Here is a 12,286-nt window from a genome sequence, read left to right on the forward strand (position 1 = left end):
GGAGAAACCTATGAGTGCTCAGTTATTTGTTGTTGCAACTCCAATCGGGCACTTAGATGATATTAGTTATCGTGCAATTGAGGTATTGAAGTCGGTTAAAATTATTGCCGCCGAGGATACACGAACTTCAGCACAATTACTTAAACATTTTAGTATCAATACACCTTTAACCGCCTGCCACGACCATAACGAAAGCAACAAAATAGACCAGCTGATTGAACGCCTCGAAAAGGGTGAAAATATGGCGCTGATTAGTGATGCAGGCACACCATTGATCAGTGACCCCGGCTTTAAACTGGTTCGTGCTGCACAAGAAAAAAATATTCGTGTCATTCCTGTGCCGGGTGCCTGTGCTGCTATTGCAGCTCTCAGTGCTGTCGGCCTACCCAGTGACCGTTTTAGTTTCGAAGGCTTTTTACCTTCTAAACATTCACAACGTCTTTTAGCACTGGAAAAATTGAAAGACGAAACTCAAACCATGATTATTTATGAAGCACCGCACCGTATTGTGGACTGCCTAAAAGATATGTCGAATGTCTTTGGTGCCGATCGTCCTGTGGGCTTTGCACGTGAAATTACCAAAACATTTGAAACCATTAAAAAAATGTCTTTAGGTGATTTGGTTCATTTTGTTGAATCTGATCATAATCAGCAAAAAGGCGAAATCGTTTTGGTGATTGGTGGTGCGACCGAAGAAAAAGACCTAGAGCAAGAAAAGTTAGACAAATTGCTGACACGTTTACTTCAAGATTTGTCCGTGAAAGCTGCCTCTCAGTTGGCTGCAGATTTAACTGGGATTAAAAAGAAAGTGGCCTATCAACGTGCTTTAGAATTAACCCAAGCGAACGATTAAGCTTAATTTTTTTTATTTTTAATTTGAACCGCTTATGGGACCTACGGGTTCCATAAGCTATCCCATACAATAATTTAAATAGAATGAAAAAAGTTGCTTATAACATGTCCATAAATCTGTCTGTCAAAAAACCGCTGATGTTCATTCTCTTTAATCTGGTTTGGCTCACCGCCCTTGCACATATTATTTATACTGGCATTCAACCCTATCCGCACTATATTAGTGGCGAGCAAATGACGGCCGATCATAGCGCGATTGCGATGGTCTGTGGATATTGTTCCCTCTATTTTGTAGTCGGTAATTTACTGAAACTGAGCCAATTTTGGGATAGGCATCGCTATTGGGCTTATGTCGTTTTGAGTGCGGTATTACTTTTTCAATCTTTTGTCGCTGCTGTGGCGGCCATGCATGCACCGCCGTATATTGCTGCATTCATTATCAATTGTATGTTTTTGCTTTTACTGCATTTTGTGTTTTATCCTATTTTCGCGATCAGTCGTAAATATATGAAGCCAAAGACGGCTTGAAGCGACTTCACATCTTATTAACGACTTAACTTCTTGAGCAAACATGCTACAGAGTTAAAAAATGAATGACTTTCATCATCGCACAAGCGAATGAAGCAAAAAAAAAACACCACATGACGTGGTGTTTTTTCATTTTAATCTTTTGCCGATTCGTCTGGAGGGACTTCGGTAATACGACCACCACGCGCTAAGAACGCAGCAACTTCATCTTCAAGCGCCTGACGTTGTTTTAGTTTTGCAGTCACTGTTAATGTTTCAGCTTCAGAGGTGTCACCATCAGAGGCAGAATCAGCTGCGTCACCTGCACCTTTTTCAGCTGCTTGTGCTTCATCTTCATCAACTACTGAATCTTCTGGATCATCATAATCGTTCATATCAGTCATTGTGTTCTCCCCGCGAATGACTTCTGTTTGCCAGCGAATGGCTGGTTTTAAATTAACAGAAATTTAGCAATCTCTGAGCATTTCGACTAGTACCCACAACCAAAAAATCGTATCTTTTTTAATCAAAATCGTAACCTTGTTTATACGACTGTCTAAAAAATATCAGACTTTGACCTAAGCTGCGTAGATTGTCTCTTTTAAAATACTCAGACCATTGGCTTGAGCCATAAACGCATCTTTTAGAACAGTCTGATTTTCCACTTGTTTTAAACCAAAGTTTCGCGCCCACACCACAGGTGAAAAAGTGGTGGTTTCTAACCAACCAATCGCGGACATACTATGCATCATGGCATCGTTTTGCCCTTTACGACGGTGTTCATAGCGCTTCAAACTTTGTTCATGTGCCCACACACCCCGTTTTTTATCGGTCAAAAGCACATCGCAAAGCACTGCTGCATCTAAACAGCCAATATTCACGCCTTGTCCTGCAAGTGGATGAATCACATGGGCCGCATCACCAATCAACGCCAGACCATCATGCACATATTGCTGTGCTGCTCGCGCTTTCAATGGAAATTTAGCACGTGGCGTTGCTTCTAAGACCTCGCCGAGCATGTGATGGCTTTCTCGAGTGAGCAACGCAGTAAATTCAACATCGGATAAAGCCACATATTCTTCGGCGTAATCATCTGGTAAGGTCCACACAATGGATTGCCAATAACCGCTTTCTTCTTTTTTCAGACTCGCCATCGGCAAAAATGCCAAAGGCCCAGTTTCTAAGAAAATTTGACGCGCTACATGCTGATGCGGTTGGGCGGTTTTAATTGCACAGCTTACACCGGCTTGTTTATAGTCCAGCACATCTAGATCGATGAAAGCTTGCTCACGGACAAATGAGTTTGCACCATCTGCACCTATCACCAGTTTTGTTTTGAGCTGAGTACCATCTGCAAGGTGAATGATCCACACACCAACGCCACGCTCAACTCGACTGACCTTAACTTGGGTTCGGTAGTCTTCAAGCTGTTCTAGCATTTTTTCTTGAATGGCTAAATTCAATATGCTTGGTTCAACCATTGAACCTAAAGCTTGCTCAACAGATGGTGTTTGCTCTGCCACATGACCAAAATTGATTTCGCCATAGCCATTTTTATTCCACACCTGCATACCAGTATAAGGCTGCTGACGGGCAAGCTTTTCCCAAACGCCCACGGTCTTGAGTAAATGAATAGTGGCTTGACTGAGCGCCAAAACCCGAGGATTCGCAACACTTTTGGTTTTTTCTGCATCCAAAATAGGTGCTGCATCCAATACCGTAGCCTGCACACCGCCTTGCGCCAACAGCAATGCCGTTAAGCCACCGACCAAGCCGCCGCCGACAATCACAGCATCCAGTACATCTGTTTGATTGAAACTCATGCTTTTAGCCCCATTGCATAATTCGCGACCAAAGGCTTGATACCCGGAATGGTGTCAAAGGCAACTAATCCTGTATTACGGATCAATTTTAAAATTGGGTTCTGGTTGCTAAAACCACGTACAACTGAATCACAGAATTTAATCACCCGCTGCTGATCGGTCAGGCGCGATTTTTCATAATCCAGCAGCATAGCTGCATCACCCAAATCGGCATTTTTTTCAACTTGCTCTGTTAAATAACGACGCAGTACATAGGCATCGCGCATACATAAGTTAAAACCCTGACCCGCCACTGGATGAATGGTATGCGCTGCATTGCCCATCAGCACTACACGGCCGACAGCTTGTTTTTCTGCAAGCACTTGGGACAATGGGAAGCTGAAACGTTTACCCGTTTTTTGGAATTTACCTGCACGGTCGCCATAAGTTTCTTGTAAGGCATCTAAAAAATGCTGATCATTTTCATCACCCATCCACTCGCCTTCAGTTCCTTTAGGCACTGGCCAAACCACTGAACGGCGGTATTCACCCGGAAGTGGCAACAGCGCTAACGGACCGAGCGGACTAAAGCGCTCGAAACCGACATGTCCATGTGGTTTAGAGGTTTGCACCGTAGTGACAATCGCCACTTGGTCATAGTCATGCACCGATGCACCAATACCTAAGGCTTTACGGCAGAATGAGTCACGACCATCTGCTGCGATCACGATTTTAGATTGCAGCTTGAGCTGTTCTTCAGCACGCTGTGCTTCTATATATGCAAAGTCTGCATCTTGCGTCAGTGAAGTCACTTGTACGCCATCAATTAATTCAATCAGCGGTTCTTTTTTGACTTCTGTGAGCAACACACGGCCGAGCCATGCATTTTCAATAACTTGTCCAAAGCTTTCGACTTTTTCTTGTTCTGCTTTGAGTCGTGCCTTACCAAAACTGCCTTGCTCTGTAATATTCACTTCTAAGATAGGCGTGGCGTGCTCCTGCAAAGCACTCCACAGGCCAAGTTCTTGATAAATCTGCACCGTACGGCGTGACAAGGCGCTGTTTCGCGCATCAAAACTAGAGTGATAAGGCGCAAGGTTTGCATCATCATAATTTGGGTATTTAATGGCTTCTAAAAGTTTTACGCCAATTTTGGCTTTGGCCAACATGAGTGCCAAACTTAAACCTACCATACCACCACCCACAATGATGACTTCTTGCTGCATGCTTGTTTCCTTTTTTATGTTGTATTCGAATTTAGGACATTCACTCGAAATACATATAATCTGTAATGAATTTTATCTTACATCAAGGGCATGATTTTTTATAATGAAATACAAATTAGTTGCAGGTATTTGCACTGATTAAATACAAAATTAATCATCTCTTACCGTAAATATTGATCTCTAAAAAAGAGAAAATCACAATAAAAATGGCTGAGTCCATCAGTATGAGCCATCATTTGCGTAAATCAGCGTCATTTGAACATGTCATGTTTTGATGCATTCAAAAGGACGATATCAAGCTAACTACCTGATGATCAGCCTTTAGCCATTGCTCAATTAGTTGAATAAGTGATTGCAGCTGCAAAAACCAATTATGTTACACCATTCGGTTTAATGAGCTTTTCATTACACAACATTTTCTGGATATATTCCGCAGCAGAATATCCAGAAGATGTAATTTTTGTTGTGTTATTGGCGCCTTATCCTAAAGTTGATGCACGTACTAAGCTTTAATTTGAGTTAGGTACAGAGCAACTCTAAAGCGATGTCGAGCACTATTATTCAAACAGGTTTTAGCGCCAACTTTACCTTGGCATGGTGTGAAAATACTATGGCGCAAACCTTAGAAAATAGGCTGCAAACCAATAATTGAGAAAGATTTACCCACCAAGCTGAGTTGTAGATTCATACCGATGTGATTGAGACAGCGAAAAAAAATCAACAAACAAACATTAGTGAATGGCTGTAATTATGATTATATGCACCCGAGTGTATGGTCAAATATGCTATAGATCTGATTTCACATGCTGAATATGCTGAACCGGCAATCGGATATTTGGCCGTATATGAAAAACCGGAAGAGTTTTTAAAATTAGCGACAGAATTTTTACAAAAGTCTTAATCGCAAAGTGAAGCTAAAAAGCCGATCAATAGATCGGCTTTTTTTATATTTATTTAATATTTTCCATGATTTGGTCAAAATATTGCGCTCATGTATTCAATTTATTTTCATTGCTATAGATAAAGATATAGAACACAAAAGACAGAAACGATCTCCTTAATACGGAATAATTTAAATGAATGGCTTAAGCATTAAAATGCTGGATTAATTCCTGCAATCGAATTTCTGCATCTTGATTAAAAGCATTCGCTGCTTGGTGATACCAACGTTTTGCCATCTTTAAATCTAGATCTACACCATTACCTAGCTCATACATTAAGCCAATTTTATAGGGAGCAATTGCACAGCCTTGTTTTGCCGATTGCTTGTACAAGCTCATTGCTACATTATAATCTTGATCAAGAATTTCGCCCGTTTCATATATTTCAGCAAGGGCCGTTCTTGCGTTTATATTTCCCTTTTCCACTGACTGATTCAGCAGAGCTAAAGCGATATGAACCTCTGTTTTACATGGTTTTCTGAACAACAGCACCGCTAACTTCAGCATCGCCGCATCATCACCCTGATCAGCCGCTTTTTGATACCATCCTTGTGCTGTAACATCATTTTTTTCGACGCCGCATCCCGTTTCATACATTTCACCCAATTTAATTTGGGCTGCAATATCCCCTCTAGAGGCTAAACTCAAATAATCATCATAAGTACGCTGATTGTTATACTTAAACTTTATTTTCTTTACTGGATTATAATCACTATCAAAGATTTCAAAACCGACATAGTTTTTAAAGAGTTCAATCAATAACTGCCGAACCAATTGAGTATGATAAATTAAATGATCCTTTTCGCTAAAATAATAATACTGATAATAGCTTTCCAAATCTTCATTGATTTCTTCTTTTAAACTGTTTAAATCAGTCGTCCATTTTTTTTGAACTTTGCCATTTTCAACATATTCGTATAAATACCTTGTTGAAAAGTTTAACCATTCCTTTTCAAAATCTTGTCTTTCTCCATCCATGTAAAGTTCCTCTTCTTCCGCTTGAATGACACATCTGATTTCTGCACCCTCTTTATAAAGCGCATAGCTATAGCTTGAATTTGTGTCTGCAAAATCAAAGAAGATCATCCATTTCATCGGCAACTGACTGCTCAGCAAACTGCTCCATTTTTCAGGTTCAGTAAAAGCAAAATGTGCTAATCCGGCACTATTGATACAAACAATATGATCCGTCAGCCACTCTATATCTAATGCAGATTTTGAGTTTTCTTCAAAATAAACCAGCCAATCATTTACCAGTCTTTCAATATCCTGTTGATTGCCATTAAAGGGAATAACCACTCCAGCTTTTCTAACACCCATAATTATGATTAAAATAAAAAATTTATACGATTAATTTAAAAAGACTTATATCTAATTTTTGTAAAAAATTAACATCATAAAATCAACTCCATTGTTAATTACACTTGTCTATATAACTAGTATTTATAAGACTGCTTGTAGATAAAAAAAGCCGATCATCTGACCGGCTTATTCTCTTACAGTAAATTACTTCGCCATTAAGGCTTCAATATCTTCAACAGACTTCACCACTGCAGCAGTTAACACACGTGGGCCATTTTTCGTTGCCACCACATCATCTTCAATACGAATGCCAATACCGCGCCATTTTTCATCAACCGTTTCATCATCTGGCGCAATATAAAGACCCGGCTCTACAGTCACAACCATACCCTCTTCATAGGCACGCCATTCACCGTCTTGTTTATATGAACCGACGTCATGCACGTCCATACCGAGCCAGTGACCTGTGCCATGCATATAGAACTGGCGGTAACTTTCTTTTGCGATGATTTCGTCAATATCGCCCTGCATGATGCCAAGATCCAGTAAGCCTTGAACTAAAATACGCACTGCAACGTTATGCGGTTCTTTATAAGAGTTGCCAATACGCACAGCATCAATCGCCGCAATTTGCGAATCGAGCACTACATTATAAAGCGCTTTTTGTTCTGGGCTAAATTTGCCGTTGACTGGAAAGGTACGGGTAATATCCGAAGCATACAGTTGATATTCGCAAGCTGCGTCAATTAGTACCAAATCACCATCTTTTAATTCTTTATCATTTTCCACATAGTGCAAAATACAGCCATTTTCACCACCACCAACGATGCTATTATAGGACGGTACACATCCATTTTTACCAAAGACATAATTCAGTTCTGCTTCTAGTGCATATTCCATCATGCCCGGTTTGACTGTTTGCATGGCACGAGTATGTGCTTCTGCTGAAATATCCGAAGCAATCTGCATCAATTCGAGTTCATCATCAGACTTATGCAAACGCATTTCATCGATAATGCGATCCAATTGAATGACTTGTGCCGGCGCACTTGCACCCTTACGTGATTCACCGCTTGCAGCTGCAATCCACTGCGCCACACGGGCATCAAAATCTGCTTGCTGCCCGATACGGTAAAATAATTTATCTTTATTTTGTAATTTTTCTAAAATTTCTTCGTCTAATAAATCGATAGCAAAGGCTTCATCCGCGTCATAGTCATCAATCGCGCCATCAATACCCGCACGGTAACCATTCCAAATTTCCATTTCACGGTCACGTTCACGGCAGAACAAACTATAGCTATAACCTTCTTCTTCGCTATCAAAGGTTTCAATCACTGCAACCGCTTCAGGTTCAGCAAAACCTGTTAAATAAAAGAAACTACTATCAGCACGGAATTTATAGTCGGCATCACGGTTTCGCATGGCTTCTTTGCTCGTGGCAATAATTGCGATACTGCGTAAGCCCATTTCACCTGCAAGGATGTCACGACGTTCCTGAAAATCTGCTTGAGTTAATTTCTTCATTGATATGCTTCTTATACGCTTGGACTATGATTGATTTAATAGGATGATGAACTCCTTAGATAGAGCCCATCATCTATTAATTATTAATGCAAAAAGAATGCCTTAACTTGGACGGTGTGGGGTGAACATTTCAACCACATTGCCCGCTTGAGCCAATGAATTTTTAGCGCTCAGTTGTAGCAACGGTGTTTCTGAAACATCAACTTTGGTACGTCCCATCGACAGACTCACTGGGATTAAACGAACAAATTCGTATAATTCCTGATAGCTTTCTTCACCGTCTTCATCATCATCTGAATCTTCAAATTCTACTGAAGCGACATCCTGTAAATGCTCAATCAATTCTTGTTCATTGGTGCGCAGATGACCTGCCGCCAAACCAAAACCAAGAACAACACCTGCACACCAATCTGCCAAGGCTTGCACACGCTCACCTAGCAAGTGATCATCATCTGGTAATAAAGGAAGATAGTCGAGTTCATCATCTGAAAGTGAATGAGCTACATCTTCTGCTTCTTCAGTCAACAATGCCACCGCATCTTCGTCTAATTCAGCCACATCAAGCGTTGCTAAAATTTGTTGCCACTCTTCACGACTCGGGGGTTGTGACACACAAACTATACCAGTGAGTAGACCATGTAACTCACTTGGGCTTGAAATTTCTTCAATTTTAGAAAAATTCTGGGACCAATCTGACCAACCTGAAATATCGTCTTGCATTCGCTTATCCAATCTCTATACTTCGTATATATTACCTTTGTTTGCAAGACTGTGCGACTACGTTATGTTAGAAGAATTACAGCGTCTCCAAGCGCATATTAGCGTTTTAAAAAAGCGACTGGCGCAATTTGAAAGCGAAAATAATGCCCTACAAGATGAGAAAAACTCGTCTGATGAGCACCATCATGCTCAAATTGTACATAAGAACGGTATTATCACCTCCAAACAAGAAGAAATTGATACGCTGAATGAGCAATTAACTGATTCACGTGCTCAACTTCAACAGCTGAATACTGATGCAACTGCTTTGGCTGACCGATATAGCCGTCTTGAAAAAAGCTGTACTGATCTAAAAAATCGTTTTCAAGAAATTTTGGCAGAACGTAATGAGCTACGTATCGTTAAAGAAAAGATGCAAAATGAACAGCGTCATGCTCAACAAGAAATTCAAGGTTTGCAGCAAGAACGTGAACGTTTATTGCAAAAAAATGAACATGCCAAAGCAAAAGTTGAAGCGATTATTCAACGTTTAGCTATTTTAGGTACAGCTCAAGATCAACATGCGCAAGAAATTCAACAATTGGCACATCCGACTGAAAGTAATGAGGAAGTTTGATCATGAGTGAACAAATTGCAGTTGATTTAAAAGTTCTAGGTCATAGTTTCCGTTTAGCAACGACTTCTGACCAACAAGCCGATTTAGAACGCGCAGCACAATTACTGAATGACAAATACGATGAATTTCGTCGTAAAGCACCACGTATGGAACCGAGTAAGTTGATCATTATGGTTGCACTTGAATTAATGCAAGAAGTCCTGTCAATGAATAAGAGTTTGCAAGAATATGCAAACTGCGAACTTTTGTTGCAAAATATTTTGGAACAAGTTGAAGAATTGACTGATTAATCGGTGGTTTAGTGATTATACTTTGCCCGATTACTTCATTTTAAACACTTTGTCAGTGTTTGGTGATTTGCCAATAACGCTGAATTCGTTATACTGAGCACATCTCTGAGGTGTTCGCCAGCTAGGTCTAATCCCCTGCCGATACTTAAACTTATGGATGTGTTCTGTATATTCTGAGCGTATGCCCTCCTCGAGTGGGAAACCCAGCGAGTGTACGTCGCGTCCACCTTGAACTCATCGGGTTCAGGGTCACGACATTTGCAGCGGCATCTTCGGAGTGTTTATTTTCAAAATCCTTATTTAAATTACAAGTATTTGATTTAAAAAAACATTTTTTTAATTTACTATTCTATTTCCGTGCCACTCTACTTTTGTTCTTCACCTTAATTATTTCATTTAAGTTTGGTTAGTTTAAAAGTGTATTTATTCAAGTTAATTCATTTTTTGAGTTGTTCCAGTTTAGCTAGCTGTCTATCCAAAGCTCTGTCCATTTCAGGAAGTATTTGTCGTAAATATTGAATTGATGAAATGGCTTCATCCAATTTCACGACGCCTTTTTTAACCAAGTTATATTGTTGCTCGAGTAGAGCGAGTACTTGATTTTGATTCGGCTGCTGTCCCTGACTCATCAGCGTGTTTATTTGCTGAAATTGTTGATATACCTGTTCACGTTGCTGTAATAGCTCAGAGTGCGTTTCTCTGTCGAGTATTGATTGTTTGGAATTAGAACTTGAATGCTGCAATACATTTTCTGTAGTTCGCTCAGAACGTGTTTCAGACACTTTTTGTTGATCTAACGGTAGCTGTTCATGAACCTCCTGCTGCTTTGGTTTTAATAACTGAATCATCAACAATAAAATCAAGCCAACCACTAACCCAATAACAATCCATTTCTTATACATGATTCAATCTCTAAATGTTTTTCAATTAAAAATTCAGAGCCGATTTGACTCTGATTTTTCCATTTTCTTTTGATTTAAACTGTTTTACTGACTGCCCCATCCTGCTGGTGCATAACCTAAACGAACACGCTGTGGGTGATTGCCAACTGGAACTGTGATGACTTTTTCACCTGTTGCAAAATCAATCACGGTTACTGCATCTGTGGCACTTTCAGAAATGACACAACGCTTACCATCTGGACTTTGCGTTGCCCAATACGGTTTGCCTGCAGCAATCAATTTCGCCGCGGTCAAAGTTTTACGATCGACGATGGTGGCATAATCATCCATCGTTCCTGCAACACATAGTTTTTCACCATCTCCACTGATCGAAAGCCCATGATGACGTGAGTCATTTACCCATTTCGTGCGATCAGAGGGAATAGTTGTACTTCCCGGAAGCTGTGCAATGCGTGTGACTTTGCCTTGATTGAGATCATATTCGACCAAGCCATTAAAAAATGAGACTTGTGCATAGATTTTGGATTCGTCTTTACTAAACACAATTGGACGCACAGCGTTCGATAGGTCTTTACGGCCAAAGGCATCCAATGCAGGACGAAAATCAATTTTCTTCAAGACTTTAAAATTATTAGCATCGGCAATGGTGATATAGCGTTTGCCTTTAGTGAAATCCTGCCACGCTGCATCCATTGAGGTTTCCACATTACCTATGGCTGAGTTAAGAATTTTTGTGCCACCATCAAAGTAAATATTTTCATGTGGCTTATCTCCTGTGGCAAAGCGCCCGAGCTCCTTGCCTGTGTTGATATCGAGTATATGTACGACATTTCCTGAAGACGCTGATACTGCAACCTGTTGCCCATCAGGGGATACTGCCATATGGTCTGCTCGAAATCCCTCAACGGGTGTGCGCCAATTGATTTTTCCTGTTGCTATGCTAATCGAGACTACATCTGCATAGCTTGGGCGTGATGCAACTACCGATTTGCCATCTGGTGTGGAATACATATCATCGACCAATTGATCATTTCCCTCTCCTGCCGTATTACGAATATAGCTATAGGCAATCAATTTTACTGGGTTGAGGTAAATTTCAGTGAGCCGTTCCTTTTTGTCGGGCACCATATTGATGACACCAACTTTCTGATAGTTTTTTGCAGGATTGATCACTGTTACCGTACCATCCCAGTTATTGCCGACAAAAAAGACTTGCTGGCTATTGGGTGGAACGGGTGCAGTGGTTGTCGCTGCGAAAGTAAGTGGCGACACCGCAACCGTCATACAAAGAAGTGTCCTGATCCAGAGATTCTTTTTCATTTTTATTGTCCATTAATTTGTTTTTATGCATACCTTTTGAGCTACGTCATCAGATAAGTGTCGCTTTTTAAGCGCAAAGAAAGCTTATTCAATATACAAGTGTAGATATAGCGTATTTGTTTTAATTCCGATGAGTTGTTGATTAAAACCAAGTTGAACCGTACCGGGTTTGTCGGAGACTTTTTTATTTAAGTTAGGCCACCTGACCTAACGGGTTAATCTTATCATAGTACATTGCTTCAAACTCAAAAGGTGATACATAACCCAGTGCACTGTGTACA

At 40.4% G+C, this 12,286-nt stretch carries 14 protein-coding genes and 1 other RNA gene; 7 read left to right on the forward strand and 8 right to left on the reverse strand.

What is annotated here, in order from left to right; translation table 11 throughout:
* Window positions 1-10 precede the first annotated feature (10 nt).
* Both rsmI and FTT85_RS14465 read left to right on the forward strand, forming a co-directional pair.
* Complete coding sequence (rsmI, locus tag FTT85_RS14460) at window positions 11-853, forward strand: 16S rRNA (cytidine(1402)-2'-O)-methyltransferase (protein WP_180165235.1); 843 nt, start codon at window positions 11-13, stop codon at window positions 851-853.
* 104 nt (window positions 854-957) lie between these two features.
* Complete coding sequence (locus FTT85_RS14465) at window positions 958-1,380, forward strand: hypothetical protein (protein WP_180165237.1); 423 nt, start codon at window positions 958-960, stop codon at window positions 1,378-1,380.
* Between the two features lie 134 nt (window positions 1,381-1,514).
* On the opposite strand, the gene FTT85_RS14470 is transcribed toward FTT85_RS14465, so the two are convergent.
* The 3 genes from FTT85_RS14470 to ubiH form a co-directional block, all read right to left on the reverse strand.
* Window positions 1,515-1,763, reverse strand: coding sequence for a hypothetical protein (locus FTT85_RS14470; protein ID WP_078189169.1), 249 nt, complete (start codon window positions 1,761-1,763; stop codon window positions 1,515-1,517).
* A 174-nt stretch (window positions 1,764-1,937) separates the two neighbouring features.
* On the reverse strand, window positions 1,938-3,182 hold the full coding sequence (locus tag FTT85_RS14475; RefSeq protein WP_180183844.1) for an FAD-dependent monooxygenase: 1,245 nt from the start codon (window positions 3,180-3,182) through the stop codon (window positions 1,938-1,940).
* Entirely contained in the window at window positions 3,179-4,387 is a 1,209-nt protein-coding gene (gene ubiH, locus FTT85_RS14480) for a 2-octaprenyl-6-methoxyphenyl hydroxylase (RefSeq protein ID WP_180163545.1), read from the reverse strand. Before ubiH ends, FTT85_RS14475 begins: the two co-directional genes overlap by 4 nt.
* Before the next feature lie 348 nt (window positions 4,388-4,735).
* Here ubiH and FTT85_RS14485 point away from each other — a divergent pair, with 348 nt between their 5' ends.
* Entirely contained in the window at window positions 4,736-4,900 is a 165-nt protein-coding gene (locus FTT85_RS14485) for a hypothetical protein (RefSeq protein ID WP_180004157.1), read from the forward strand.
* Window positions 4,901-5,159: 259 nt separating this feature from the next.
* Window positions 5,160-5,288: a hypothetical protein gene (locus FTT85_RS18770; RefSeq protein ID WP_257222681.1), complete on the forward strand. Its 129-nt coding sequence runs from the start codon at window positions 5,160-5,162 to the stop codon at window positions 5,286-5,288.
* 184 nt (window positions 5,289-5,472) lie between these two features.
* Here the strand turns inward: FTT85_RS18770 and FTT85_RS14490 are convergent, their stop codons facing one another.
* The 3 genes from FTT85_RS14490 to FTT85_RS14500 all read right to left on the reverse strand — a co-directional run bounded on the left by FTT85_RS14490 (window position 5,473) and on the right by FTT85_RS14500 (window position 8,877).
* Window positions 5,473-6,648, reverse strand: coding sequence for a tetratricopeptide repeat protein (locus FTT85_RS14490; protein WP_180183845.1), 1,176 nt, complete (start codon window positions 6,646-6,648; stop codon window positions 5,473-5,475).
* 186 nt (window positions 6,649-6,834) lie between these two features.
* Window positions 6,835-8,157: a Xaa-Pro aminopeptidase gene (pepP, locus tag FTT85_RS14495; RefSeq protein WP_180183846.1), complete on the reverse strand. Its 1,323-nt coding sequence runs from the start codon at window positions 8,155-8,157 to the stop codon at window positions 6,835-6,837.
* A gap of 102 nt (window positions 8,158-8,259) precedes the next feature.
* Complete coding sequence (locus tag FTT85_RS14500) at window positions 8,260-8,877, reverse strand: UPF0149 family protein (RefSeq protein ID WP_180159941.1); 618 nt, start codon at window positions 8,875-8,877, stop codon at window positions 8,260-8,262.
* Window positions 8,878-8,941: 64 nt separating this feature from the next.
* Between FTT85_RS14500 and FTT85_RS14505 the strand changes: the two genes are divergently transcribed.
* The 3 genes from FTT85_RS14505 (at window position 8,942) to ssrS (ending at window position 10,065) form a co-directional block, all read left to right on the forward strand.
* The gene (locus FTT85_RS14505; RefSeq protein WP_078192940.1) at window positions 8,942-9,493 is read left to right on the forward strand and encodes a hypothetical protein; all 552 of its coding nucleotides are present in this window, start codon (window positions 8,942-8,944) and stop codon (window positions 9,491-9,493) included.
* A gap of 2 nt (window positions 9,494-9,495) precedes the next feature.
* Window positions 9,496-9,783, forward strand: coding sequence for a cell division protein ZapA (locus FTT85_RS14510; RefSeq protein WP_168378082.1), 288 nt, complete (start codon window positions 9,496-9,498; stop codon window positions 9,781-9,783).
* 99 nt (window positions 9,784-9,882) lie between these two features.
* Window positions 9,883-10,065: non-coding RNA, 6S RNA (ssrS, locus tag FTT85_RS14515), on the forward strand.
* A gap of 155 nt (window positions 10,066-10,220) precedes the next feature.
* On the opposite strand, the gene FTT85_RS14520 is transcribed toward ssrS, so the two are convergent.
* Together FTT85_RS14520 and FTT85_RS14525 are read right to left on the reverse strand one after the other, a co-directional pair.
* Window positions 10,221-10,685, reverse strand: coding sequence for a hypothetical protein (locus tag FTT85_RS14520; protein WP_180107602.1), 465 nt, complete (start codon window positions 10,683-10,685; stop codon window positions 10,221-10,223).
* An 84-nt stretch (window positions 10,686-10,769) separates the two neighbouring features.
* Window positions 10,770-11,969, reverse strand: a complete 1,200-nt coding sequence (locus FTT85_RS14525; protein ID WP_257225699.1) for a YncE family protein — start codon at window positions 11,967-11,969, stop codon at window positions 10,770-10,772.
* Window positions 11,970-12,286: the final 317 nt, after the last annotated feature.

It is taken from the genome of Acinetobacter sp. YH01020, from assembly GCF_013420275.1.
Lineage (GTDB): Bacteria > Pseudomonadota > Gammaproteobacteria > Pseudomonadales > Moraxellaceae > Acinetobacter > Acinetobacter amyesii.

What these genes read in the sequence shown, in the direction of transcription:
- FTT85_RS14465 (WP_180165237.1), top strand. Translation starts at nt 958, where the DNA reads ATGTCCATAAATCTGTCTGTCAAAAAACCGCTGATGTTCATTCTCTTT.
- FTT85_RS14475 (WP_180183844.1), bottom strand. Translation starts at nt 3,182, where the DNA reads ATGAGTTTCAATCAAACAGATGTACTGGATGCTGTGATTGTCGGCGGC.
- FTT85_RS14490 (WP_180183845.1), bottom strand. Translation starts at nt 6,648, where the DNA reads ATGGGTGTTAGAAAAGCTGGAGTGGTTATTCCCTTTAATGGCAATCAA.
- FTT85_RS14505 (WP_078192940.1), top strand. Translation starts at nt 8,942, where the DNA reads ATGTTAGAAGAATTACAGCGTCTCCAAGCGCATATTAGCGTTTTAAAA.
- pepP (WP_180183846.1), bottom strand. Translation starts at nt 8,157, where the DNA reads ATGAAGAAATTAACTCAAGCAGATTTTCAGGAACGTCGTGACATCCTT.
- FTT85_RS14500 (WP_180159941.1), bottom strand. Translation starts at nt 8,877, where the DNA reads ATGCAAGACGATATTTCAGGTTGGTCAGATTGGTCCCAGAATTTTTCT.
- ubiH (WP_180163545.1), bottom strand. Translation starts at nt 4,387, where the DNA reads ATGCAGCAAGAAGTCATCATTGTGGGTGGTGGTATGGTAGGTTTAAGT.
- FTT85_RS14525 (WP_257225699.1), bottom strand. Translation starts at nt 11,969, where the DNA reads ATGACGGTTGCGGTGTCGCCACTTACTTTCGCAGCGACAACCACTGCA.
- FTT85_RS14520 (WP_180107602.1), bottom strand. Translation starts at nt 10,685, where the DNA reads ATGTATAAGAAATGGATTGTTATTGGGTTAGTGGTTGGCTTGATTTTA.
- FTT85_RS14470 (WP_078189169.1), bottom strand. Translation starts at nt 1,763, where the DNA reads ATGACTGATATGAACGATTATGATGATCCAGAAGATTCAGTAGTTGAT.
- FTT85_RS14510 (WP_168378082.1), top strand. Translation starts at nt 9,496, where the DNA reads ATGAGTGAACAAATTGCAGTTGATTTAAAAGTTCTAGGTCATAGTTTC.
- rsmI (WP_180165235.1), top strand. Translation starts at nt 11, where the DNA reads ATGAGTGCTCAGTTATTTGTTGTTGCAACTCCAATCGGGCACTTAGAT.
- FTT85_RS18770 (WP_257222681.1), top strand. Translation starts at nt 5,160, where the DNA reads ATGGTCAAATATGCTATAGATCTGATTTCACATGCTGAATATGCTGAA.